The sequence below is a fragment of the Acetobacter fabarum genome (assembly GCF_040702925.2).
GTDB lineage: Bacteria > Pseudomonadota > Alphaproteobacteria > Acetobacterales > Acetobacteraceae > Acetobacter > Acetobacter fabarum_B.
The window spans coordinates 1-22,582 of sequence record NZ_JBFCXX020000014.1 but is presented as its reverse complement, the minus strand read 5'-3'; the positions used below and the strand labels follow the sequence as shown (position 1 = coordinate 22,582).

Here is a 22,582-nt window from a genome sequence, read left to right as displayed (position 1 = left end):
CGTTCCTCCTCCTTTTGCATCACGTCTCGTCGCGGGCATTCCAAAAAGCCTGCCGGACACCGGACAGTTTTTCCACCTTCTCAACCGCGGCATCGAGTTCTTCGACGTTGACCGAGGTGGGGAAGAGCGTCAATTCGATCTCCATTTCGTCCGAACCCAGAAGGTGCGTGTCCATCTGGCGGACAGGAAAGCCGGTATCGTCAAGGATTTCGAGAATATTTTCCCGTATGTCCACATTCAGATTGCGCGCACAGATTATATAAACCACATACAGGGCCTCACTGCTCTCCTCGCTGAACGGACGCCTGTTGATCCGGTTCACCAGCGGACGTAGCAGCGTATTGCTGGCAAGGACGAAAAGCGTGGCCAGTGATGCTTCGCCCAGAAAGCCTGCACCGGCGCAGGCTCCGACCGCGCCCGACCCCCAGAGTGTGGCGGCGGTGTTCAGGCCGGAAACGCTGGCTCCTTCTTTCATGATCGCGCCGGCCCCCAGAAAACCGATCCCCGAGACGACATAGGCAACGATTGTGATGGGTGTTTGCGATCCGTGGTCGATGTCAAAAAGGCGTGCGCCCAATATGACAAAGATAGCCGCACCAACAGAAACCAGCGTATTGGTCCGCAACCCGGCGGTACGCTGGCGAAACTGACGCTCGACGCCGATCAGGGCGCCGAGCGCAAAGGCTGCCAAAAGCTCGACGAGGGTGGTCGCAAGCGATGGCAGGCTGCTGAAATGAAGAGCAAGGGTCACATCATGACTCCCGATGCAGGCAGGGTTCGTCCATATGGCCTCTTACCAGCCGAATTGGCGGATATAGATTTTTTTCATCAGCGACGTCAGGAATGCATACCCCAGAATCATAGCGGCCAGCCAAGGGTAATAGCTGAGTGGCAGCGGCTGGAACCCGAAGTATCCGCCCAAGGGGCTGTTCGGCAGAACAATGCCAATGGCGGCGATGATTACGGTCATGAGCATCAGGGGCCATGCTGCACGGCTGTCGATGAAGGGGCGCTGTGGCGTGCGGATCATGTGGACGATCAGTGTCTGTGTCAGCAGTCCTTCCACAAACCAGCCGGACTGGAACAGGGACTGGTGCGCATCGCTATTCGCACCAAAGACATGCCACATGATGATAAATGTCGCGATGTCAAAAACCGAACTGGCAGGACCGAAAAAAATCATGAACCGGCCTATATCCCTCGGGTTCCATTTCAGTGGCTGCGCGATCAGGGCACGGTCCACGCTATCGAATGGAATGGCGGTCTGCGAGAGATCATAAAGCAGGTTCTGCACCAGTAACTGCAACGGCAGCATCGGCAGGAAGGGCAGAAAGGCGCTTCCAACCAGAACCGAGAACACGTTGCCGAAGTTCGAGCTTGCCGTCATGCGGATATATTTGAGCATGTTGCAGAAGGTCCTGCGTCCTTCGAGCACACCTTCCTCCAGCACCATCAGGCTTTTTTCCAGCAGGATAATGTCGGCAGCTTCCTTTGCAATATCCACACCCGTATCTACCGAGATACCAATATCCGCCGCGCGCAGGGCCGCCGCATCGTTGATGCCGTCCCCCATGAAGCCCACAACGTGGCCGCCATTGCGCAGTGCATGAACGATCCGCTCCTTGTGCTGAGGGGTCAGGCGGGCAAAAATCTGATGTTTGCTGGCCGCATCCGCCAGTTCGGTTTCGCTCATGCTGTCGATCTGCGGGCCGGTCAGGAAATGGGCATGCCCGAACCCGACCTGCGCACAGACCTGTGCCGTCACAAGTTCGCTGTCGCCTGTCAGAACCTTGACTTCTACCCCGTGCTCCGCCAGCGCCCGCAGGGCTGGTGCCGTTGTTTCCTTCGGTGGGTCGAGAAAAGCGATATAGCCCACAAGTGTAAGGTCCGTCTCATCCTTTACCGAATAGACAGACTGTGCAGCAGGCATTTCACGCGTTGCAACGGCGACCACGCGCAGTCCCTGCCGGTTCAGGTCCTGCGTTACGGTGCGCAGTCTTTCCAGCGTCCTGTCATCAAGGGGGCGCACATCCGCACTTTCATTGTCCACAATCCATGTGCAGGCTGCCAGTATTTCCTCAACCGCTCCCTTGCAGATCAGCAAAGGCGGATTATCCCCTTCGGACACGATGACCGACATGCGCCGCCGTTCAAAATCAAACGGAATTTCATCAACCTTGTGCCATGTCTGTGCTTCAGGCGCTTCGTGGCCCAGTGCGACATGTTCCAGTACCGCACGGTCCAGCAGGTTCTTGAGCCCGGTCTGGTAAAAGCTGTTGAGCCAGGCGTAACGCAATACGGCGTCAGATGGTGTGCCAAACGCATCGGTGTGCCGGGCCAGTGCAATCCTGTCCTGTGTGATTGTACCGGTTTTGTCGGTGCAGAGAATGTTCATCGCACCAAAATTCTGTATTGCGTCCAGACGTTTGACGATGACTTTCCTGCGCGAGAGCGTGACAGCTCCCCGGGCCAGGGTCGAGGTGACAATCATCGGCAACATTTCCGGCGTCAGCCCAACCGCGACCGAGAGCGCGAACAGGGATGCGTCGAGCCAGTCCCCCTTGGTCAATCCGTTAAGGAACAGGACCACCGGAGCCATGACAAGGGCGAAGCGGATCAGCAGCCAGCTAACACCGTTTACGCCTGCCTCGAACGCCGTAGGGGTACGGTCTGTCTCCGAAACACGCGCAGACAGCGCACCAAAGCAGGTGTTCTGGCCGGTTGCGACGACCAGTGCGGTCGCAGAGCCGGAAATGACATTGGTGCCCATGAAGACGAGGTTGGGCGTTTCGAAAATGGATGTGAAAGGCTTGTCAATTTCGGCAAATTTTTCCACCGGCAGCGCTTCGCCGGTCATGGCGCTCTGGGAGACAAATAGATCCTTGGCTGTCAGCACCCTGCAATCGGCGGGGATCATGTCGCCTGCGGACAGAACGACGTGGTCGCCCGGCACAAGGTCACGGATCGGCAGTTCAACCGGCACGGCCGAGCGCCCCACGTGCAGATGCTCGCCAGCATAACGCGCGTTGAGGGCTTCTGTATCAAGTGCCTGACGCCGGATCACGGTCGCGGTGTTGCTGACCATGGATTTCAGCCGTTCGGCCGCCCGGTTGGACCGTCCTTCCTGAACAAAACGCAGCAGGGTGCTCAGCACCACCATCGTGCCGATGACCGTGGCGGCTGTCAGGTCCTGCGTCAGGGCGGAGATCAAAGCGAGCGTTGTCAGCAGCAGATTGAACGGATTGCTGTAGCAGTGCCACAGGTGCCGCCAGGCTGGCAGTGGTTTTTCGTGCTCCACTTCGTTGGGGCCAAAGCGCTCCCGGCGGTTTGCCGCCTCGGCGTTGGTCAGCCCGTCTTCACACGAATGCAGGCGCGTGATCGCGGCCGGAACATCGTCGGTTGCGATCTGGCTCATCTTTCTGGAATCGTACTGCAACGATGTCAGCCTGTTGCCGGTTCCCAGCCTGTTCAGGCTTTCGAGTATTTTCTGGCGTCGAAAATAGCGCTCTGTATGGCGCTGTTTAAGAAACAGGCTAAAGAAAAACTGAAGGAAATTCTTGAAACCGTTCATGATGAACACTCCCCCTGGCAAGTGTCGGGGCGCCGTGCGAGACAAGAAAAACGCGGTAAGCAGGGGGGCGGTGTTGGCCACCACCATGCTTGCCGTGCGTAATCGCCGGGCTGGGCACAGAAGATATGAAAAAAGTTTCCAGACTGGGATCATCCGGAAGCAGGTGTCATTTTCCTGATAAATGACAATATCGCAAGGTATTATTATCCCGTTTGGGGAGGGAATGAGTATATCAAAAATATACGAAAGTATAATGGCCGCTCCGGTACTGCGGCTTTCCCGGACCGGGCTGCAAGGGCGCGGCACTTCCTGATGTGCGTTCGGCGGTTCTATCGCTCCTGTGTTCTGTCCATGACGGACCCCTTTCATTTTTACGGAATAGAAAGAATTTTGCGTGTGTATAAAGCATGAAAATGGATGTAGAAAATGAACTGTTCAGTATTATCTATATAGATTCATAGAAAAAAATATAATGAATGTGAATAAAATATGTAAACTTATATTCCGTTGCCATTTCCTTATTTTTTGGCGTAATATTATTGATCTATACTAATTTTTCGATAAATGATATTATGCCTGAGAGGGGATAATAGTCTTATGTTGGATTCTGATTCGAAACATGCTCACTTTGGCTGGTTCAAGCGGCGCAAACATATCAACGCGGAAGAGATCACGATTGTCGATGGTGATATGCTCAAACGCGCTGTTGGAGCGGCCGCACTCGGCAATGCGATGGAATGGTTCGACTTTGGTGTTTATGGTTATATTGCTGTTGTACTTGGTCAGGTATTTTTCCCATCTGCCGATGCCGCGGTGCAACTGATTGCAACTTTCGCGGCATTTACCGTAGCTTTTCTGGTGCGCCCCTTAGGGGGTATGGTTTTTGGCCCACTGGGTGATCAATACGGACGTCAGAAAATTCTGGCCATTACCATGATTATGATGGCGTCCAGCACGTTCTGTATCGGGCTTATTCCATCCTATGGCAGCATTGGCATCTGGGCGCCTGTGCTCCTGTTGCTTGCGCGTATGGTGCAGGGTTTTTCAACAGGTGGAGAATATGGTGGAGCAGCCACCTTTATCGCCGAGTATTCCACCGATAAGAAACGTGGCTTTATGGGAAGCTGGATGGAGTTCGGAACGCTAGGCGGCTATGTCGCCGGTGCGGGTGCCGTAACAGTTCTGCAATTAACACTGACCAATAGCCAGATGAGTGTTTGGGGGTGGCGCATTCCCTTTATGATCGCTGGTCCGTTAGGGCTTCTGGGGCTTTACATGCGCAACAGGCTGGAAGAAACGCCAGCATTCCAGAATTACTCACAGGAAGCCGAGAAGCGGGAAAATGACAAGCCCGGCTGGCGCGACCTGTTTATCGTCCATTGGAGGCAGCTCGCCAAATGCATGGGGCTGGTTCTGGTTTTTAATGTCACGTACTACATGGTTCTGACATATATGCCGAGCTACCTGAGCGTGACGCTCGGCTACCCGGAAACGAAGGGCCTGCTGCTCATTATCCTCGTGATGCTGGTCATGATGCCGCTGAACGTTGTGGGCGGCCTGTTCAGCGACCGGCTGGGGCGACGGCCCATGATTATTGGGGCCTGTCTTGCTCTCCTGTTTCTGGCGATACCCAGTCTGTGGTTGATACAGAGCAATAATGACTGGCTGATTTTTCTGGGGCTCATGCTTCTGGGCATATCTCTGGTGTGTTTTACCAGTTCGATGCCTGCCACATTACCTGCCCTGTTCTATACACCTGTAAGATACACGGCATTGTCTTTGGCATTTAATCTGTCAGTTTCAGTTTTTGGCGGGACGACACCTTTGATAACAGCATGGCTTATACGGCGAACCGACAATTTGATGATTCCGGCCTACTACCTGATGGGGGCGGCGGTCGTGGGGATTCTAACCATGCTGAGTGTAAAGGAAACAGCACGTTTACCTCTGCGCGGGTCCCCGCCTGCCGTTGGAACCGAAGATGAGCTTGAAGCCCTCATGAAAGGGAACAGGCCTTTGACGGTAGACCCAAAATTACCGCCGCTGTCCCAGATAGAGGAGTCGTAGCGGGTAGATGTGGGTCATCGCAGGTCAAAATCACGAGTCCGGTTTCCGACATCATGAAATGATGTGAGGCGACAGGTGACCCCGGTCGAACTGGGGCATGATGGTCGGCGGGAGCCGGGAACGGGGCCTCCCGCACAAGCGCGCCCTCTGTGAGGCCGCCAGACGGCTTTTGCAGCGGTTATGGCGAGAAAGTCTGCACAACGGCCTTAGTTCGTGTTACGTTGCACCGCCCTGAATCTGGATGGTTTGGTCTTGGTATCTGCTGATACGATATGGCGAATATAAGAATAAGAGTTATTTGCACAATTCGATTTGCTTGCAAATTTTTCCATTTCCAGTAGATAGTTAAGCCGTTACTTAATTTATTCACAATGGTAATAACAATGTTACAGTATCTGTATAAGGATGCGCCTGTTCGCAACAAAATCCATGCGATCATGCTGTTTCAGGAAGCCTACCCGGTTCTCCAGATCGCATTGATGGTTCTTGCATATTTCATGCATGCAACCGCTATGCATATGCTGTATATTACTGTGGCATTGTTCCTGTACAGCCAGTTGGAGGCTCTGGCTGTGTGGCATATTCTTGAGCGTTCAGTCATTCTGCCGACAGAACAGCTTGTGAATGTTGGTGAGGAACTGGGTAAGGGCATTATATCCAGCACTATTCCATATTACGACAACAAGGACTGTACCGGCAGACTTGCACGCACCATGGTGTCCTTTGCAAGCAACGTCAAGGAGCAGAAGGCCGCGCGCGAAAAGCAGGAAAAAATGTCTGACGAGATCAGGGATTCTTTCGAACGCAGCCAGAAGCGTGACCAGCAGACCAGAGAAGTCATTTCAATGCTGGAAGTCGCACTGAATGACATGGCCCAGGGGGATGTCAGCCAGCAGATTTCCGGCAATGCGTTTGACGGGGAATTCGCGCCTTTGCGTGAGGCATTCAACCAGTCGATACAGGGCCTGAATGAGGCGCTTAAAACCGTGGCCAAAAGCTCGGACCTGATCGGCAGCAGCGCGAGTGAGATTTCCACCGCTTCTGACGATCTTGCCAAGCGCACTGAAAAGCAGGCCGCCAATCTGGCTCAGGCCGCAATAGCGGTCAGGACCATTACTGACGGGGTGCAAACGACCGCGCATGCCTGCAAGGACACAACGGAAGAAACCCGCCAGACGCTGGAAAAGGTCAACCTCGCAACCACGGCGATGGTAGAAACGACGAAATCCATGGACGGTATCAAGGCATCGTCCGATGCGATTGGTGAAATTATCTCGGTGATGGACAATATCGCGTTTCAGACGAATGTGCTGGCGCTCAATGCCGGGGTCGAAGCGGCCAGAGCAGGCAATGCCGGGCGCGGTTTTGCCGTTGTTGCGCAGGAAGTCCGCTCTCTGTCCGAACAGGCTGCCACATCGGCCAATGAGATCAAGAAACTGGTTTCCGTCGCGTCTGATCAGGTTTCCAAAGGGGTGACGCTTGTGCAGACGACAAGTTCGTATCTGAGCGAATTTGCCCGCAGCACTCAGGGCATTGCCGAAAGAATTGAGAAAATCTCCATTGCGACCCAGCATCAGGCGCGCAGCCTTTCGGAAATTACAGCGTCGATTGGGGATATGGATCGCGTAACCCAGCAGAACGCGGCCATGGTGGAGGAAACGACGGCGGCCAGCCATAATCTGACCGGGGAGACGAAAACCCTGTCTCAGACGCTCCAGCGTTTCGTCATTTCCAATGCGTCTTCACGCAGGTCACCCCAGCTTACATGGAATGGAACTGCCCCATCTCATTCAAAGCGCATGCTCGAAAAGCTCAGCGCGTAGCCTCCGCTCCGCGCACGGCATAAAACACTCAAGGCCCTGTCCGGGTTGAGCCAGTCCATGGCGACAATACGGACGGGTGTTTTTGCCGTTTCAGGTTCTTTCCACCGGCCCGGAGTATAGGCAGGTGGAAAGGAACTGGGCCGGAACATCAGGCATGCGGCTGCCGGATTTTGAGGTTTGACTATTTTTGCAAAGTGGCGGCGTTTAGTTCCTTCGTGCGTGTTGCCAAGGATATGCAACTTTCCAAACCTACGGTTTCCACGGCTGTCCGCAGGCCCGAGCAGTCTTCGGAAGTGGCGTTGTGCCACAGCAACTCCCGCCACTCTTCCCAGACATAAATGGCAGGCCTTGCTTTGCCGCGCCACCCGCATGGGGTGGGAAGCCCAGAGTGTCAGTGAGAGGCCCATGGCGGCAGGCCGCGTCTATCGGGGCCAGTGCGTATGGCTGCTCCATGATCCCTGGCATCCGCCATCCTGCCGGTAACGCCAGCATTTATGCCGCGTAAAAACTGACCTGCCGGTCAGTTTTCGCTTCCACTTGTGGTGTTCAGGGCCTGTGCCACAACGTAGCCCGCGCTCACGCCAAGCATGCATAACCCCACAGACAGACCAATATTGAGAAGTGCCCGCCCGGGTGCCCCGTTTTTAAGCAGGTCAAGTGTTTGCAGGCTGAAAGACGAAAACGTGGTGTATCCCCCGCATAACCCCACCATAAACACCAGCCTTCCGGTTTCAGATACGGGCAGGCGGCCACCTGCTGCGGTCAAGGTGCCAAAAAAGGCAATGGCAAACGAACCGGATACATTAATGATAATGGTCCCCCATGGCAGAACCTGGCTCCATCGCAGGGTTGCCAGCCCCACCCAGTAGCGCAGCAGCGTACCGGCAGCTCCGGCCAGACCGATAAGGAGAGAGGGGAGGAAGTTGGTCAACATGGAAAACTCTGTGCCTGTGGTTCTGTGTTTATCAATGGTGGGTCAGTATTGGCCATGTGGCATGGGTAAACAGGTCCACGGTGGGGCCGCCAAATAGCCATTCAATAAAATGCGGTCGGCCGTATGCCCCCATAACCAGCAGGTCTGCCCCCGCCTGCGTGGCGCGTGCGCGGATCTGCTCGCCCACGCCTTGTTCTGTCAGAACAAACCGCTCCAGCGTGACCGCCACGCCAAGCGTGCGTAGTGTGGCCAGTAATGTGGGGTCTGCAACCGCGTTTGGGTGGTGTTCCCCTAACAGAATGCTCACGTGCTCAGCCGTGCGGAGCAGGGGCATGGCGGCGGCGGTGGCGCGGTGCAGGTTGGGGGTGTCCTGCCAGGCTATAACCGGGTGTTGGCCAAAATCCGGCTGTGGTGTGGGTGGGGCAATAAGTATCGTTGCCTGTGTATCGTACAAGGCAGCGGCAAAGCTCTGCCGGGCTACCGGTGTGGTGGCCGCGCTGGCCGGACCGAGAACAACAAAATCGGTTTTGCTGGCGGCAAGGCTCAGGGTTGTGCGCGGCGGGCCTGCCTGTTCCACCCATTGGGCATGGGGGCTGCCCTGCGCTGTGCTGCGCCAGTGTTCAAAAATCTGGTGGATGGCGTGGGCACGGGTGGCAACCGTTTGCGCAAAGCGGGCCTGTTGTGCGGGGTCTGGCAGCCCTTCATCCGGGCTTTGAAAATCAGGGTCCGTGGCAGGCATGGGGTGGAAAGCGCAAATATCCGCCCCTCCCAGCCGGGCAGCCAGTTGGCCTGCGGTGTGCAGGGTCAAGGCTGCGGTCCGGGCATCGTCCAGAACAGCGATCAGGCGCATTGCAAGGGGTTCCTGCCTGTGCGGTTGGTGGGGGTGGGGCAAAGCCCGGTCTGGTTGTGTATGCGGGGCATGGTTTTGGACGCACTCCTCCCTCACGCATGGTTTTGCGGGGTAGGAATCATCAGCCAGTACGGCGGTTCGATTTTGGGGGCCAAAATCCGGCAGAGTCCATTGCCGTGTCGGAGTATGAATAAAACACGTCCTTCAAGTCAATCCCGCCTGCTGGCGTGGGGGGGCAGTGGGGAGTCTCTGGCGGATTTGCGTGGGCTGGCGGGTGTTTTAAAAATACATCCCGATATATCTTTACATACGATATATCGGGATGTATATCGGAGTCATGAAACACAAAAACAGACATGCAGGCGGTCGCTACTGCCATCAGTTTTTTGCCCCCGAAGGTCGGTCCGGCCCGGCCGGGCATGGTCGCCACCACGGGCCGGGTGGAGGCGGGCGGCGCGGTGGCCGCCACAGGCTGTTCGATTACGGGGAGATGCGGCTGCTCGTACTGAGCCTGATCGGACAAAATCCGACTTACGGGTACGAGCTTATCAAAACCATAGAGGACAAGTTTGCAGGCAGTTATACGCCCAGCCCCGGCGTGATTTATCCTACACTCACATGGCTGGAGGAGGCTGGTCATATCCGTCCCTCAGAGCAGGGCGGGCGCAAGACGTACCATATCACGCCCGAAGGGGCGGCATATCTGACGGCCAACAGCGCTGACCTGCAGGCAATTCTTGCCCGCGCCGCCAGTGCCGATACGCCAGAACAGGGCGGGCGCTGTTCTACGCCGGTGCCCGTGGTGCGCGCGATGGAAAACCTGAAAACCGCTCTGCGCCTGAAACTACGTAATGGCGGTCTTACTCCGCAGGAAGCGGAGCAGATAGCGGCCCTTCTGGACGGGGCTGCTCGCGCCATTGATCAGACATAAGCTCCTCTGGAGCCCCATCCATAGCTAACCCAGAGATCAGACCGCTATGCAAAACCCGCTAAAGGAGCAGGTGTGGCCGCCAGCCCCGGTACACGAGATCGTACGTCATCCCATGCGCAGGCGTAGCCTGAGTGTGGCGGCTGTGGAGCGCCTGACCCCCCATATGCTCCGCATAACCCTGACCGGGCCGGATCTGGCTGATTTTACCAGCGCGTCCCCCGATGACCATATAAAAATCTTTCTGCCCGGAGCCGATGGGATGGAGGTGCGCAGGGACTATACGCCGCGCCGCTACAGCCGGGAGGCGACAACGCTGGTGCTGGATTTTGTAAACCATCAGACAGGCCCTGCCATAACGTGGGCGCGTGCGGCCCGTGTGGGTATGCGACTGGATATTGGTGGGCCAAAAGGTTCGCGTATTATTGCAGGCACTGTGGCGCAGTGGCTTCTTGTAGGGGATGAGACGGCTTTGCCCGCCATTGCCCGCAGGGTGGAGGAACTGCCTGCCCAAGCAACAGTAACAACCCTTGTGGCTGTGCCTGGGCTGGAAGATGAGCAGAGCTTTGCATCGGCTGCCAGGCATGATGCGCACTGGGTCCACCGGCCTATGGCGCAGGCGGATCAGGCGCAGGCTCTTGTGGCCGCACTGGGGGAAGTCAGTATTCCGCCGGGCACTTTTGTCTGGGTTGGGGCAGAGGCTCATGTCGCCCGCACCGTACGGCAATACCTGTTGAAAGAACGCTGCGTGCCAGTCCAGTGGATGAAGGTCGCGGGGTACTGGATTATGGGGCAGGAGAATGCTTCGGTGCGGGATATGGCGGATTTTTAAGGCTGGAGCCGTTTTTGACAGGCCAGATTTGTATTGCTGGAGGGCGGGTTTGGGCGCAGGGTCAGGTAGTGTGGTAAGGGGCTGGTTCCTGCATGCGCCAGCCCTGTGTACAGGCAGGCCGCTCCGCCACGGGTATGCAAGGGAACAGACAGACCATGCCTTACTATATTGCCATGAACCGTTTTCTGGTCACGCCAGAAAACGAGGAAGCCTTTTGCCAGCGCTGGCTGGAACGCGAGGTGCTGTTGCAAAGCGTTCCCGGTTTTGTCAGCTTCCAGTTTCTGCAAGGACCGGAAAAGGAAGGCGGCAGGCTTTATGCTTCCCATACCGTATGGGCGTCATACGATGCATTTGTGGGCTGGACCCAGTCCGAGCAGTTTCGGCAAGCGCATGCCGGGGCGGGGCAGGGACGTGCCCTGACCGCAGGCCCACCGGTCTTTGAAGGTTTTACGGTGCTACAGAACGTAACGGCCTGAGCAGGGGCCAGCCGCTGCCCGGTGGTGGAGGTTAGTTCGAATGCTGGCCGTCGGGGAGTCTGTCCCCCAGTTTTTCCCATGCATAATCGGCGTTCCAGACTTCCAGCAGGTCATCCAGATGTGTGGCGCATAAAAGGGAGAGCTTGGGTTCAAACGCGCGTCCGGCTTCCTGTTGCAGAATTTTTTTGACCGCTTCGGGAGTCCATGAGTGCTTGTAGTTGCGCTTGGACAGACAGGCGTCAATAGTGTCCGCCACGGATATGACCTGCACCCATAGCGGAATATGCCGACCTTTAAGCCCGAGCGGGTAGCCTGTGCCATCCCACCGTTCGTGGTGGAGCAGGGTTGCATCCATGACTTCACGCGGGAAGTCGTGCCCGTACCATTGCAGCACGCCAAGGCCCAGAAGCGGATGTTTGCGAATAACGCCTTTTTCGTCCGGTGTCAGCGGGCGTGGCGCGTGCAGGATGTCCTGCCCTGTCAGCACCTTGCCGGTATCATGCAGTTCTCCGGCCAGCCGGATTGTCTTCTGCTCCAGCCCCAGCCCTGCCAACTCGTTGATCCGTGCAGCCAGTAACCCAACGCGACGACCATGCCCGTCCTGGATATTGCTCACACCCTGAATAAAGTCTTTATGGGGGAGTGAGGGAGGGGGAAGCGTTTCAGCATCCCACATGGAGGCGGTGGTACAGTCAGGCATACATACTTTACTCGTAGATATTAAGTATAATTTATTCGATTTCCGTTTGGAGATTTTAGAATCAATAAAATACGCAGTAAACTCAGAAAAAAAATTATTACCAAGAAAACATGGAGCTTCTGCACTGCAACTGTTGCAATGCCAGAAGGGAATTGCATCCCATCGTGCCAGAAAAGAGTGGAGCGAAATTTATAAAATCGTTTCCATTCAATATGTTGAGCGTAATTCCACCATGATGGGACGCAGCTACCTGCTTCTGTTTTCTGTGTCGGTTAAAAGAAATATGCGCGGCAATGCTGATATATTCGTAATATAATCAGGCTTTTTCAGGGGTGTGGTGCATGGCGACGATGCAGTTGCGGCCGTTGCTTTTGGCTTTGTAGAGGGCCTCATCCGCCTGATGGATCAGCAGGCGTGCGTTGGTTTCGCCTGCAAACGTGGTGATCCCGCCCGAAAGGGTGACCTGAACCTGATCGCTGGAAGAGAGTGTAAGAGGATGCTCGGCCAGCGCGGTCCGAATGCGCTCCGCACAGATCAGCCCGTCCTCCAGTGGGATTTCGGTCAGGACAATCAGAAATTCTTCGCCGCCGTAGCGGAAGATAAAGTCATTGGCGCGTACGTTGGCGGCAATAATTTCGGCCACAAAGCACAGTACCTCATCACCCACCAGATGACCGAACTGGTCATTGATTTTTTTGAAATGATCAATGTCCAGAATAACCAGACTGAACGGTTTTTCATGCGTCAGGGCAAAGGTGATTTCGTTCTGGATAACCACATCCAGAAAGCGGCGGTTGAACACTTTGGTCAGTGGGTCACGCCCGTTTTCCACTTCCTCCAGATGCCGGAATACGCGCCCGATCAAAAAGGTCAGGCTGGTAATGCCCTTGTGGAGTTCGGTGGGGAATTCGGGCGGAATAAGACCGGTTTTGCGAATGGCCGCAATTTTGGTGTCTAACTCACGCACCTTGGTCTGGATTTGACTGGCTTCATGCGTGCCTTTGAACAGGCTCATGCCCTTATGGGTCAGCCACAGGCCAAATTCGGATTCCGCAATGGTGGGCAGGTCTTCAGGGTGGTCCTTGCACAGACAGTAGAAAGCCTGCGTGCTCCACCCTGAAAAGGTGCTGATCTGTGTTTCTTTTTCGTAGGAAATATTATGCCCCAGAGAGACAAGGCGAAAGGCCTCGTCACTTTCCACTTTTTTGCGGAAGTTGATGTCATAAGCCTTGATCATGAACTTGAAGGCAAAATCCATCATGGTGCTCAGGTAGATAATGGCGGCAATAATGTCGTCCTTATCTGATGTGGAAGCCTTTATGCCGTCAATAAGTGCCTGTTTGATAATGTAAAGTCCGTACACCACAATATCGGTGGGAATTTCAAGCTGGGCATGGATCGTACCAATACGACACTGGAGTTCACTCAGCTCCTCAACGTGGTCGGCATCGGTAAAAAACAGGCTCCGGATCCAAGCCAGCAACTGGGGTCGCATTTTGACCTCGACAGTTTCCTTTTCCAAAAAAATGGCGGCCCGTTCGTGCTGGAAAAGTGCGGAGTAAAATAGGCCGACGCAGGTCTGCCCGGAAGTCGTGACAACGTCGCGCAAAATTTCGCGGATATGGATCGGGGTCTCGTTTATTGTCTCCTTCATCTGATCGAGGGGGGACAGGGTCATGAACGCGGGAGACATATGTTAACGGAACCCTTTGATTGCACTTTATAAAATATGATTCGGTGCGGAGTATTCATACCACGGCATGACAATCATATCAGATCAGGAACGACATCGCATAATACGAAGTGCCTGTATAAAACCAGGGCACAGTCTGCGGGATTGGTGCAGATGACAACCCATCCGCCTGTGTGGCTGTTGCGCTGTGGCATCTATAACATAGTTTTATACTTTTTGGGCTGAGTGGTCCGGGGCATGCGGTATACTGTGTGAGAAGGCGGACTTTATACTCTCGCCGCATGGATGCAAGGGGGGGGCGCGGGGCGTGGCGTATATGCAAACACATGCTCCGCTCCTGTATCCGGCCCGGCCTGCCGGTCCGCCGTGCTTCCCCTGAATGCCGGGAGTGCCAGACCGGCAGGGCGTTTACGTGTCTGCCTGTTCTCTCCTGTCCATACGGTGGTGTGGGGGAATGTGTGGAAGAATGCGGAGGTAAGCGTCCTCCTCCGTTTCGTCTGGTGCTATGCCCAGCCAGTGGGGCTTGCGCCGGATCATCCAGTCCAGCATATGCGCGCAGACCTTGCGGCACAGGACAAAATCCTCCGCCAGCAAAGCTACGCCCAAGGGGAGCATCCATAATCCCAGCACGGGCAGGAAGGAAAGCAGCCCCCCTGCGACAAGGAATGAGCCAGCAGGCAGGCGGAGCCATTTCTGCCCCGGTTCGCGCAGCCAGAACAGCCAGCCCCGTGTTTTGTCCGGCAGCCGGACAAGCAGCAGCGCCATACGGCGCTGGCGCAGGAGTTCGGTGGGATGGGTCGCCCCGGCAGAAGTCCATGCATCGGTCATGGGACAGATATGGGGTGCAGGCCGGATGTTTGCAAAGATGCCCCATCCGCGCCCGGCCCATTCCATGCGCGGCGGTGCCTATCGGACAGGTCGCAGGGTCTGGAGGGACGGGCCAGCGGCAATAACCTGTATGTTCAGCGCCGGAGTGGGTGGGGCCAGTGTGCGTAGGGCTTCCAGCCCCTGATGGAACAGGCGGATAACAATGTAGGGGCCATGTGCCGTGCGCCATCGCTCAAAGGCCAGCGTTGTGTTGGGGGCGGTGGGGTCGGGCTGGTCGGCAAAGGACCAGTCCAGCCCATACAGGGTGGCCAGTGCGTCCAGATTGGTGTCATGCCCTGCCAGCACGAACAGTTTTGCCTGCTCCGTTACCGCGGGCACACCGTTCACAGGTTTACCCGCCAGTACATTCTGCACGGCTGTGGCCATGGGCGTGCCCTTGTGTATGGCCAGCGTGGGCAGGCGGCGGGTCAGCCAGCTTTCCTCCGTATGGAGGGGGAAGACCTGCCCGATCAGGGTTGCGGGGTCATGCCCATCAAACGGTTCGCCCTGTGCGGGCATACCCTGTGTATAGTCCAGCAGCAGATTTTCGGCCGCTGTGCCGCCAGTGGCAATGCCGCCTTCAAGGTGGGGCTTGCCTTTTTTCCATACCAGAATGGTTTTGTGGGCGCGCAGGCAGTGGGGGGTATCGGTTGTGCAGGCGGTGGGGGCCAGAGCAGCCTGTAACGTGGCCATGCTGGTTTCCATGCTGGGGGGCAGGGTACGTGCCCGCTGGTCAAATTCCTGCGTGATGGCGGTTTGTTCCTGCGTGCTGAATGGTGCTGGCGAGCCTGCAAAAATGGGGTCTTCCTGCCCATCGGCCAGACCGCTGGCGCGCAAGCCGCATGCGGGGGCAAGCCTGTCAGCCCATATGCCCCCACTCTCCCGCGTGCGGTGGTCCTTGGCATCGGCCCATACAGCAATGCTGGCTGGTGTGGGGCAACTGCCTGACTGGAGCAGGCCTGCCTGTGTGTAGTGCTGGCGCACCAGTTCTACCATCTGGGCCAGTGCCTGTTTGCCGTGTTCGGTCAACGCACCGGGGGGCACAGGCCATTGGGCCCATGCGTGGCCGGTCTGGGCCAGCAGGGTCCGGGGTGGTTTGGTGGGGCTGCGTATGCCATGGCGGGCAAGAAGCACCACCCGTTCCAGCACCGCTCCATGCTGCATGGAGGGGAGGGGGGCGGCAGGTGCTGCAAGGGCGGGGATTGCGATGAACAGCGTGCAGAAAAGGACAAGATGTCTCATGGTATGGTTACCGCAAGGTTGGTGCTGGCCCGGTTGTGGAACAGATTGCCAGTTTTAGAACTCGGCGTAATCTCGCGGAACACGCCGCCAGCATTGCGGATACGCCATCCCAGCGCAAGGTCGGCTGGTCCGGGGGAAGGGGCATTCCGGGATTTTTCCGGAAAGTTCGTGATGAATAAAGAGAGTATTACATGGTGCAGGCCCATGTCTTGTGGCCGGTGGCTCTGGGTGGCATCTGGCTCCATGGTCCCGTAAGCGGGAGCGGAGATGGTTTTGGTGGACCATTACGTCCGCAAAGGGGAACAACGCGAACGCTCTGTTCTGCCGGTGTGGTTGATTGGTCAATATGTCATTGTCGCATGCTTTTGCGAAGTGAGATACGCGCACGGCATAAGGCGGCCGCATGCGGTCGCGTAGCGCGGCTGTAGGGTGGATGCGCGGCATTCACACCAACTGTACACATTATCCACAGGCTTATGCACTGGAGCATCCGCAGAATCTGTGGACGAATCTAGAGCATATATTTGTCAATGGGTTAGAGTGTAAAACTCAAATATTATATACTCTAAGATTCAGTAACTTTCAGGATTTTGTAAAACTTCCACGCCCTATTTTCAGGACCGCATCCCGCGCCAGCCGGGATTGGTCAACGGCCCTAGTGTAGCGCTCTATCTCGCTCAATGTCTTGTGTCCCGTGATGGATGCTATTTGATGCGGAGAGCAGCCAGCCTCGGCCATTCTTCGTGCGGCGGCCTTGCGCAATCCATGCGGAGACAGACGTTCTTTTATCCCGCACATTTTCACCCACCGCGTAATGCTATGTGAAAATACATGAACCGAAAACGGGCATCCCTTCTTTGTGGCTAAAAACGTAGATTGAGATTTGGGAATCTGGTCGATTTCCCGCGCTAGCACTGGGTGAATGGGTATCAGCAATCGAGTTCCGGTCTTCATCTGCTCCACAGATAAAGTTCCGTCTTTCTGAATATCTGACCACCCCATACGAACCACATCGCTTCGCCTTTGTCCGGTGTACAGAAGCAAATACAGTGCAAGGCGCGCTATTGTTCCCGAGGCCCAATAGCTTTCATATTTTTCTATTTCTGAATCTTCCCATGACTTTGCGCCTATCGCCATTTCTTTCATGCGCGATATACCGGTCGCAGGGTTTCTCTCAATGTCTCCCCTATCCACGCCATGCTGGAAAATCATCCCAAACATTTTTAGCCAGCTATTAGACGCCGCAGGGGTTTTTGATTTTCTTGCGACAAAGGCGCGTATGTGAGGGGACGCAAAATGCGTTACCTGATGCGATGCGAAGTCCTCCATTTGCATGCTTCGGACGATATTTCCATAGGTCCTTTGGGTTGATGGTCTTAAGCCTAAAAAATGTGATGACCTAAGCCAGCTATCGCATAAGGAGGAGAATGTTCCAGATGATTTCTCCGAATTGGCCTTATTATCGGGATCCTGCCCTAGAGCATTCTGATATGCGGGCCAGAACTCATTGCTATGAAGGTCTGGAAGGGAAACACGAGGCAGGCGTGGGTGCCGGAAATAATATCGGACCCTACCATCTCTGCCCCTGTGTTTCTGGACATATTTTATGCGGACTGCGATCACATCAATGCATCTAGTGGGTTAATTGTTTTTTGTTCGGGGGTGTGTATGCCTGACTGCTCATCTATCCAGCGGTCAAGGGCCAGCTTGTCCCATATCAGGCGACGCACCCCAGTCTTGATAGGCGGTATTTTCTTTCCAATCGTGGCCTGGAAGACTGGTCGGGAAAGCCCGACATACCGGGCGGCCTCCTCAACTGATAGCAGCCGTGGCGTTATATCACCCATCCTCCCCATCCTTTCCCGGAATAGGCCGGTCATTGCGTAGCTCTGGTATGGAGATGGTGTCGGGGTCGGTCTGCGGCATTGCCGGCAGATTGGAAATAGGCTGCCATCCCAAAAACCACTCATCCGGCATCCCGCCATAACCAACTGGCGCGGAGACAGACCATCCCATGTCAAAGTCATCGTTAACGATACCGCCATGCCGAATAACGACATTCCGTCCATTCCACCCTGAACGATGGTCGCTTTCTGGGAAAACATCTGGCCGCGTTTTGGCAAGGATATCTGTTCGATCCTTCGGCGCTTCACTTATTGGCCTCCAAGCCGCCGCGTCTGCTGCTGCGAGGGCAACATGCGCTAAGTCGACAAAGGCATCCTGCGTGCAAAGCCTTGCTACGCCAAAAACTTTCCCGTCTTTCATGAGCTCATTGCAGATGGCCCGGGCAGCCGCCTCAATCCTTGGGTCAGTCATGATTGGCCTCCAACGTTAGGAAGCGGAACGACCTCACCAGAATCAATGGAGCGCAAAAGACCCTCTGCCACGATCCAGTAATATTCATCTTCCGGCAGGCCATTTTCGATACCTTCAAGCGCCTCCCGCAACCGCACAACCTCAGCTTCAAGCGCCGCGATCTGGGCTTGGGCATCGGACTGGCGGACGAGAGGAATAGAAGATTTAAGGGCATCCGATTTTTTTCTGAATATCGCGCACCAGCCGCCTTCCAAATGAGACGGGGCATAACCAACAATTTTCAACTTACCACCCGTCACAGGCGTTCCAAGTTCCAGAATGGTTTTCTGCATACAGATGTTTGTGCTCTCCTTGTCGCCTACGTAGCTGTTGAGAACGGACTCAACCTGTTCCTCATTCAACGGCAACCGCACGAACACGCCGGTGGGTTGGGTCATGCGCCTTCTCCCGGCAGGACTTCGCGGACGTGGATTGTGCGGATGTAGGATGGGTCAGACGAAAACCTCTGCGCATTCTCTATACAGTGGTGCGCAGTAGACGGATGTTCAAACCCTCCCTGATACTCATTCACCCAAAACTCCCGCGCCATAGGAACTTCGCGGGCGTTCATAAGTTCATCACCGGCACATAATCCCGGACCTGATCGACCGCAAATGGTGATAAACCCAACTCCCTCGACGACTGCGTGAACAACGCACTCACTTTCAAATTCTGGAGTTTCCAGAACCCACGGCCCCTCATGCTCCGGCGTGTACGGGCCGATGATTTCTAGTTTCGTTTTCTGGGTCATGCTGCGGCTCCTTCTGCGCGAAGGTGAAAAAACAGACGTGCACAGGCCCTTACATCCACAAGGGCATCGTGTGCGCCCTCAAGCTTCTCGCCAAAGAAGTGCTGGATGCACTCCTCCAACTTCGGCGCTTTGGGCTTGTTGATACCTGCGGCGATCATGCGAGGCGTAGGCGGAAGGTTTACGATTGGCGCGGCTTCCTCCATCGTGTCGAAGGCCGGGCCGTCCAGCTTCCATCCACACCCCAGGCGCTCAAACATGATGTTGACGATCTGGCGGTCAAACTTCTCATTGTGAGCAACCACTAAATCAGCCTTACGGCTCAGGTCATAGAAAGCAGCGGCAACAACAGCCTCCCTGATTCCCATAGCCAGGGCCTTTTCAGTGGCGATGCCATGAACGGCAGCCGCTTCTGCAGGAATGGTCCAACCGTCAGGATGCACAATCAGATTGATGCAGGATTGTTCGTTTCCCGCATTATCAGTCAGCAGCGCTGCAAGCTGCACGCAGTGGGGCTGGCGTGCAGAGTTAAGGGGCGCAAACCGGTCGGGGAGGCCTGTTGTTTCTGTGTCGTAGAAGAGGATCATGCTGGCACCTCATCAACTGGAGCTGCTGCATGTTCCTGCGCAAACTCTGCGCGTTTGGCGGCAATCATATCCTTCACGTCAGATTGCACATCTTCGGAAATCGGCTTCCCTGCATCTTCTGCGCGGGCCAGAGTGCGCTGCCATGTCTGCCAAAGTGTATCTGTGCAGGTTGCATCAGTGCAGCCAGCAAGGCGCTCTTGGAATATGGCGCGGTGGTCTATGGGCTTTGGCTCGGCAATGCGTCCTTGGGGTGGTGTTATGTCGATGGTTTCAGTTGGAATGTCTGCGGCCTCATCTGCGCTGATAAGGCCACGCAGCACGTCCGGGAACGCATCGCGCAGGGCAAATCCTCTGGCGCGCATCTGGAGCATCCGGCGCGGGTATTGCTGCCATGGGCCTTGTTTGGACCAAAGCGAGGCTTTCTTGGCGTCTGCTATGCTGAACTCGCCTCGCACTTCATCACCATCTTTGCGCCGGACCATGCAGACGGCCTGGAAGTTATCACCTTCACCTTCACCTTCGAAAAACTCTTTGACAGACCCGCAAAGCCCAGACCCGCGCACCAGCGCAAGCATGGCGTCCCCCCAAATGCTCGGGCGTCCGTTAATGACGGCAATGTTCTGGATGGCCTGCATAGGAGCCAGGCCAAGTTCTGAACCCATCTGAACAGCAATCATGATGTTTTCAGGCTTGCCGCGGTAATCCTTGGGCATCAGGTCGGACGCGGCCGCCATATTGGCAAAGCTCATCAATTCTTGAAAGGTTGTCGGCTGCAAAACAGATGAATGGGTTGTAAGTGCATTACTCATAATCAAACATCCTTACGGGCGCTAACAACCAGAACGGGTGCGCCACCATTGGTTAGGGAAACGCCGGGAAGACTCTTCTTCCGGGCGAGTTTCTTCATTTCGTTAGTCTGAAACTTGTCAGGTTGAGGTAGCCAGAGTTCCGGGTGTGCCGCCTTCAATGCCGCTTCATCCGTCATGAACGGTTCCGGCGGTTTATCGCGGAGGCTGGCCTTCCAGTTTTCTGACTGGAACCCAGTCACACCGTCTTCCTGCATACGCGTTGCCAGTTCGGGCCGCAGGAGTTGCGCCGCCTGCTTGCCTTTCCGCTCCAATTCCTCTGCCGCACCGATAAGTTCCAGATAGCAGGCGTCAACATTTGCGCCCTGTTCACGTATGGCCGTGATGAACTGGCTCCATGCTGCTATAGCCGGGCGCAGAACGTCTGCGTGGACACGGTTGGCAACAGTGACGAGGGGATCACTCACGCTACCCCCTCCAACAAATGCACTTCGCCCCGAGCAACCCGCCCACGGAAAGCGGCCTGCTGGCGCTCACTGTCAGCTAACGACCTGACGGCCCGCTCCATACGCTCAATCGTGCGGAGTCGGGCATCAGGAGAACCCCTGCGCGGGTGCAGATGGGTATATTCGCCCCAGCTTGCTGCGATGCTGGCCATGAGTACGTTTTCGGCCTCGATGTCTTCTGGAGTGTTGGTTTCAATATCCATCACGCAGCCTCCATCACATCGCGTTGGTTATCCGCCAGCGTGAAGGGCAAAAGGTCGTGGTCCTGCTGGACCTTCTCCCAAATGTCGTTGACGTAAGAGACAAGTGTTTCCACACTCTCATTGAGCCACTTCACTTGCTCTTCGCGGATTGCGTCATCAGGGAATGCCTTTGTCTCAAAGCCCTTCCGCATGCGCTCCAGTTCTGCGCAACGGGCTTCCAGATCACCAACGTCACGCGCGGCCCATGCCGGAGCGCCATCGGTGTTGAACAGCCCATCATCCACAGCGCGTTCATATGCGCTCAAGATTTTCTCTGCCATTTTCCAAACTCCCTCGTGGGAAACATCCGGCCAATGCGGCCACAAGACCCGGCCCGCGAGCCGGGAAGTGCGGGGGCATCAGGGGGAAAGGTGAGGCGCGCGAGGCAGCCCGGTCAGATCGGCCAGGATGTTCCACGGCGTGAACAGGACGTTCAGCAGGTCTGCCGTCACGGCTGGCGCACTCTGAGCGAAGCAGACGTACACAATCATCGCGGTCCAGAACGCCGCACCAAGAGCAAGCTGCACTAACGGGTTATACAGAGCCGCCAGAGCCCAGCTTGTGGCGATGTAGTCCCATTGCTGAGTGATTGGTTTTTGTGGAGTGTGGAGGGGCATTATGCTGCCTCCTGATAAGGGAATTCTAAAAATGGTGAGAAAGGATGCATTCCCATTTTCTCAAGTGCATCAATGAGGAATAATGAAAGAATATTTTCGCATGTATGCCCATAATTACGCATGTTGATGAGGGCACTTTGAAGAAAGTCATGAGTTAGATTTAAGCGCTCAAGTTCGTCACAAAAGAGATCAATAAATTTTTCGTATTCACCAACGGGTGGCAATTCGCCCATACGCACATAATTGGCGTGCAAAAGAGAAAATGCCTCCTTCATGATATCGGTAAAAGTTTTCCCGACAGTAAAGGCTGCGTTAATGGCGTCTTTGTATGGAAGTTTCTCGCCTGTAATGAGGTTCTTAAGAATATTTTGCAAACCTTGGGTCGCTACGGTTTTTTCTTCCTCTTCTTCTTTAGAGAGGGTCTCCTTCATTTTATGTGAAATAATGAAGCCATGAACCTGGTCGAAGTCAGCGCGCAGCCATTCTCCGGTTGGGCCGCCGAACTTTTGCACGCAGGCCGCCTCCACAGCGCGCGCGTTATAAATGCGAGGACTAACCCATTTTTTCAGAACGGAGCTATTGAGGCCATGCTTGCCAACATCCCGCGCATGTTGCGCAATTCGTCTCTCTGCATTGTTTGAAACACCCACTTTTAAGGAGTGATGTTGATTTTCACTGAGAACTGACCCGGGTTTTTCATCAGGAATTGACCCAGCCAGATGCTATTTCAGGCACAGT

The 22,582-nt window shown here is 55.5% G+C and carries 27 protein-coding genes and 1 riboswitch; of the genes, 7 read left to right on the top strand and 20 right to left on the bottom strand.

The annotated features are described in order from the left end of the window. Nucleotides 1-19 precede the first annotated feature (19 nt). Entirely contained in the window at nt 20-751 is a 732-nt protein-coding gene (locus AB2L51_RS10655) for an MgtC/SapB family protein (RefSeq protein ID WP_395582482.1), read from the bottom strand. A 42-nt stretch (nt 752-793) separates the two neighbouring features. Further along, on the bottom strand, nt 794-3,571 hold the full coding sequence (mgtA, locus tag AB2L51_RS10650) for a magnesium-translocating P-type ATPase (RefSeq protein ID WP_395582481.1): 2,778 nt from the start codon (nt 3,569-3,571) through the stop codon (nt 794-796). Nucleotides 3,572-4,168: 597 nt separating this feature from the next. On the opposite strand from mgtA, the gene proP reads away from it, so the two are divergent. The 3 genes from proP (at nt 4,169) to AB2L51_RS10635 (ending at nt 7,799) form a co-directional block, all read left to right on the top strand. Continuing rightward, the gene (gene proP / locus AB2L51_RS10645; protein ID WP_395582479.1) at nt 4,169-5,638 is read left to right on the top strand and encodes a glycine betaine/L-proline transporter ProP; all 1,470 of its coding nucleotides are present in this window, start codon (nt 4,169-4,171) and stop codon (nt 5,636-5,638) included. A 383-nt stretch (nt 5,639-6,021) separates the two neighbouring features. Beyond that, nucleotides 6,022-7,461 (top strand): methyl-accepting chemotaxis protein, encoded by a 1,440-nt coding sequence (locus tag AB2L51_RS10640; RefSeq protein WP_395582478.1) that lies wholly within the window; start codon nt 6,022-6,024, stop codon nt 7,459-7,461. A gap of 170 nt (nt 7,462-7,631) precedes the next feature. After that, nucleotides 7,632-7,799, top strand: a complete 168-nt coding sequence (locus AB2L51_RS10635) for a LysR family transcriptional regulator (RefSeq protein WP_395582477.1) — start codon at nt 7,632-7,634, stop codon at nt 7,797-7,799. A 182-nt stretch (nt 7,800-7,981) separates the two neighbouring features. Here AB2L51_RS10635 and AB2L51_RS10630 read toward each other — a convergent pair whose 3' ends face one another. Together AB2L51_RS10630 and AB2L51_RS10625 are read right to left on the bottom strand one after the other, a co-directional pair. Beyond that, complete coding sequence (locus AB2L51_RS10630) at nt 7,982-8,395, bottom strand: CrcB family protein (RefSeq protein WP_395582476.1); 414 nt, start codon at nt 8,393-8,395, stop codon at nt 7,982-7,984. 31 nt (nt 8,396-8,426) lie between these two features. Beyond that, entirely contained in the window at nt 8,427-9,245 is an 819-nt protein-coding gene (locus AB2L51_RS10625; RefSeq protein ID WP_395582475.1) for a universal stress protein, read from the bottom strand. A 105-nt stretch (nt 9,246-9,350) separates the two neighbouring features. Further along, nucleotides 9,351-9,430, bottom strand: a riboswitch (Fluoride riboswitch). A gap of 152 nt (nt 9,431-9,582) precedes the next feature. On the opposite strand from AB2L51_RS10625, the gene AB2L51_RS10620 reads away from it, so the two are divergent. The 3 genes from AB2L51_RS10620 (at nt 9,583) to hmuQ (ending at nt 11,481) form a co-directional block, all read left to right on the top strand. Beyond that, on the top strand, nt 9,583-10,176 hold the full coding sequence (locus AB2L51_RS10620; RefSeq protein WP_395582473.1) for a PadR family transcriptional regulator: 594 nt from the start codon (nt 9,583-9,585) through the stop codon (nt 10,174-10,176). A 46-nt stretch (nt 10,177-10,222) separates the two neighbouring features. Further along, complete coding sequence (locus AB2L51_RS10615; protein ID WP_395582472.1) at nt 10,223-11,005, top strand: siderophore-interacting protein; 783 nt, start codon at nt 10,223-10,225, stop codon at nt 11,003-11,005. A gap of 155 nt (nt 11,006-11,160) precedes the next feature. Beyond that, entirely contained in the window at nt 11,161-11,481 is a 321-nt protein-coding gene (gene hmuQ / locus AB2L51_RS10610) for a heme-degrading protein HmuQ (RefSeq protein WP_395582519.1), read from the top strand. A gap of 31 nt (nt 11,482-11,512) precedes the next feature. Here hmuQ and AB2L51_RS10605 read toward each other — a convergent pair whose 3' ends face one another. Further along, nucleotides 11,513-12,097, bottom strand: coding sequence for an HD-GYP domain-containing protein (locus AB2L51_RS10605; RefSeq protein WP_395582471.1), 585 nt, complete (start codon nt 12,095-12,097; stop codon nt 11,513-11,515). 58 nt (nt 12,098-12,155) lie between these two features. Here AB2L51_RS10605 and AB2L51_RS10600 point away from each other — a divergent pair, with 58 nt between their 5' ends. Further along, the gene (locus AB2L51_RS10600; protein WP_395582470.1) at nt 12,156-12,497 is read left to right on the top strand and encodes a hypothetical protein; all 342 of its coding nucleotides are present in this window, start codon (nt 12,156-12,158) and stop codon (nt 12,495-12,497) included. On the opposite strand, the gene AB2L51_RS10595 is transcribed toward AB2L51_RS10600, so the two are convergent. From AB2L51_RS10595 to AB2L51_RS10525, 15 genes are all read right to left on the bottom strand, one after another. Next, nucleotides 12,498-13,874 carry a GGDEF domain-containing protein gene (locus AB2L51_RS10595; protein ID WP_395582469.1) on the bottom strand — a complete coding sequence of 459 codons (1,377 nt, stop codon included), beginning with the start codon at nt 13,872-13,874 and terminating at the stop codon, nt 12,498-12,500. It lies immediately after the preceding gene. A 408-nt stretch (nt 13,875-14,282) separates the two neighbouring features. Continuing rightward, a complete protein-coding gene (locus tag AB2L51_RS10590) occupies nt 14,283-14,702 on the bottom strand; it encodes a hypothetical protein (RefSeq protein ID WP_395582468.1) in 420 nt (139 codons plus the stop codon). Nucleotides 14,703-14,780: 78 nt separating this feature from the next. Beyond that, on the bottom strand, nt 14,781-15,983 hold the full coding sequence (locus AB2L51_RS10585; RefSeq protein WP_395582467.1) for a histidine-type phosphatase: 1,203 nt from the start codon (nt 15,981-15,983) through the stop codon (nt 14,781-14,783). A gap of 582 nt (nt 15,984-16,565) precedes the next feature. Then, nucleotides 16,566-17,318, bottom strand: a complete 753-nt coding sequence (locus AB2L51_RS10580; protein WP_395582465.1) for a site-specific integrase — start codon at nt 17,316-17,318, stop codon at nt 16,566-16,568. A gap of 284 nt (nt 17,319-17,602) precedes the next feature. Then, nucleotides 17,603-17,830 (bottom strand): helix-turn-helix transcriptional regulator, encoded by a 228-nt coding sequence (locus tag AB2L51_RS10575; RefSeq protein ID WP_395582464.1) that lies wholly within the window; start codon nt 17,828-17,830, stop codon nt 17,603-17,605. Beyond that, nucleotides 17,823-18,299, bottom strand: a complete 477-nt coding sequence (locus AB2L51_RS10570) for a hypothetical protein (RefSeq protein WP_395582463.1) — start codon at nt 18,297-18,299, stop codon at nt 17,823-17,825. Before AB2L51_RS10570 ends, AB2L51_RS10575 begins: the two co-directional genes overlap by 8 nt. Then, complete coding sequence (locus AB2L51_RS10565; protein WP_395582462.1) at nt 18,296-18,736, bottom strand: hypothetical protein; 441 nt, start codon at nt 18,734-18,736, stop codon at nt 18,296-18,298. The genes AB2L51_RS10570 and AB2L51_RS10565 overlap by 4 nt, the downstream gene beginning before the upstream one ends. Next, nucleotides 18,733-19,089, bottom strand: a complete 357-nt coding sequence (locus AB2L51_RS10560) for a hypothetical protein (RefSeq protein WP_395582461.1) — start codon at nt 19,087-19,089, stop codon at nt 18,733-18,735. Before AB2L51_RS10560 ends, AB2L51_RS10565 begins: the two co-directional genes overlap by 4 nt. Then, nucleotides 19,086-19,673: a 3'-5' exonuclease gene (locus tag AB2L51_RS10555; RefSeq protein ID WP_395582460.1), complete on the bottom strand. Its 588-nt coding sequence runs from the start codon at nt 19,671-19,673 to the stop codon at nt 19,086-19,088. Before AB2L51_RS10555 ends, AB2L51_RS10560 begins: the two co-directional genes overlap by 4 nt. Continuing rightward, a complete protein-coding gene (locus AB2L51_RS10550; protein WP_395582459.1) occupies nt 19,670-20,482 on the bottom strand; it encodes a recombinase RecT in 813 nt (270 codons plus the stop codon). The genes AB2L51_RS10555 and AB2L51_RS10550 overlap by 4 nt, the downstream gene beginning before the upstream one ends. A gap of 2 nt (nt 20,483-20,484) precedes the next feature. Continuing rightward, on the bottom strand, nt 20,485-20,946 hold the full coding sequence (locus AB2L51_RS10545) for a hypothetical protein (RefSeq protein WP_395582458.1): 462 nt from the start codon (nt 20,944-20,946) through the stop codon (nt 20,485-20,487). Then, a complete protein-coding gene (locus AB2L51_RS10540) occupies nt 20,943-21,191 on the bottom strand; it encodes a hypothetical protein (RefSeq protein WP_395582457.1) in 249 nt (82 codons plus the stop codon). Before AB2L51_RS10540 ends, AB2L51_RS10545 begins: the two co-directional genes overlap by 4 nt. Continuing rightward, nucleotides 21,188-21,508: a hypothetical protein gene (locus AB2L51_RS10535; protein WP_395582456.1), complete on the bottom strand. Its 321-nt coding sequence runs from the start codon at nt 21,506-21,508 to the stop codon at nt 21,188-21,190. Before AB2L51_RS10535 ends, AB2L51_RS10540 begins: the two co-directional genes overlap by 4 nt. 78 nt (nt 21,509-21,586) lie before the next feature. Continuing rightward, nucleotides 21,587-21,844, bottom strand: coding sequence for a hypothetical protein (locus AB2L51_RS10530; RefSeq protein ID WP_395582455.1), 258 nt, complete (start codon nt 21,842-21,844; stop codon nt 21,587-21,589). Beyond that, nucleotides 21,844-22,494 (bottom strand): hypothetical protein, encoded by a 651-nt coding sequence (locus tag AB2L51_RS10525; RefSeq protein ID WP_395582453.1) that lies wholly within the window; start codon nt 22,492-22,494, stop codon nt 21,844-21,846. The genes AB2L51_RS10530 and AB2L51_RS10525 overlap by 1 nt, the downstream gene beginning before the upstream one ends. Between the last annotated feature and the right edge of the window lie 88 nt (nt 22,495-22,582).

Bases quoted from the DNA above. Each gene is read 5' to 3' on its own strand.
- mgtA (WP_395582481.1), bottom strand. From the start codon at position 3,571: ATGAACGGTTTCAAGAATTTCCTTCAGTTTTTCTTTAGCCTGTTTCTT.
- proP (WP_395582479.1), top strand. From the start codon at position 4,169: ATGTTGGATTCTGATTCGAAACATGCTCACTTTGGCTGGTTCAAGCGG.
- AB2L51_RS10640 (WP_395582478.1), top strand. From the start codon at position 6,022: ATGTTACAGTATCTGTATAAGGATGCGCCTGTTCGCAACAAAATCCAT.
- AB2L51_RS10630 (WP_395582476.1), bottom strand. From the start codon at position 8,395: ATGTTGACCAACTTCCTCCCCTCTCTCCTTATCGGTCTGGCCGGAGCT.
- AB2L51_RS10625 (WP_395582475.1), bottom strand. From the start codon at position 9,245: ATGCGCCTGATCGCTGTTCTGGACGATGCCCGGACCGCAGCCTTGACC.
- AB2L51_RS10620 (WP_395582473.1), top strand. From the start codon at position 9,583: ATGAAACACAAAAACAGACATGCAGGCGGTCGCTACTGCCATCAGTTT.
- AB2L51_RS10615 (WP_395582472.1), top strand. From the start codon at position 10,223: ATGCAAAACCCGCTAAAGGAGCAGGTGTGGCCGCCAGCCCCGGTACAC.
- hmuQ (WP_395582519.1), top strand. From the start codon at position 11,161: ATGCCTTACTATATTGCCATGAACCGTTTTCTGGTCACGCCAGAAAAC.
- AB2L51_RS10600 (WP_395582470.1), top strand. From the start codon at position 12,156: ATGGAGGCGGTGGTACAGTCAGGCATACATACTTTACTCGTAGATATT.
- AB2L51_RS10595 (WP_395582469.1), bottom strand. From the start codon at position 13,874: ATGTCTCCCGCGTTCATGACCCTGTCCCCCCTCGATCAGATGAAGGAG.
- AB2L51_RS10590 (WP_395582468.1), bottom strand. From the start codon at position 14,702: ATGACCGATGCATGGACTTCTGCCGGGGCGACCCATCCCACCGAACTC.
- AB2L51_RS10585 (WP_395582467.1), bottom strand. From the start codon at position 15,983: ATGAGACATCTTGTCCTTTTCTGCACGCTGTTCATCGCAATCCCCGCC.
- AB2L51_RS10580 (WP_395582465.1), bottom strand. From the start codon at position 17,318: ATGCAAATGGAGGACTTCGCATCGCATCAGGTAACGCATTTTGCGTCC.
- AB2L51_RS10575 (WP_395582464.1), bottom strand. From the start codon at position 17,830: ATGGGTGATATAACGCCACGGCTGCTATCAGTTGAGGAGGCCGCCCGG.
- AB2L51_RS10570 (WP_395582463.1), bottom strand. From the start codon at position 18,299: ATGACTGACCCAAGGATTGAGGCGGCTGCCCGGGCCATCTGCAATGAG.
- AB2L51_RS10565 (WP_395582462.1), bottom strand. From the start codon at position 18,736: ATGACCCAACCCACCGGCGTGTTCGTGCGGTTGCCGTTGAATGAGGAA.
- AB2L51_RS10560 (WP_395582461.1), bottom strand. From the start codon at position 19,089: ATGACCCAGAAAACGAAACTAGAAATCATCGGCCCGTACACGCCGGAG.
- AB2L51_RS10555 (WP_395582460.1), bottom strand. From the start codon at position 19,673: ATGATCCTCTTCTACGACACAGAAACAACAGGCCTCCCCGACCGGTTT.
- AB2L51_RS10550 (WP_395582459.1), bottom strand. From the start codon at position 20,482: ATGAGTAATGCACTTACAACCCATTCATCTGTTTTGCAGCCGACAACC.
- AB2L51_RS10535 (WP_395582456.1), bottom strand. From the start codon at position 21,508: ATGGCAGAGAAAATCTTGAGCGCATATGAACGCGCTGTGGATGATGGG.
- AB2L51_RS10530 (WP_395582455.1), bottom strand. From the start codon at position 21,844: ATGCCCCTCCACACTCCACAAAAACCAATCACTCAGCAATGGGACTAC.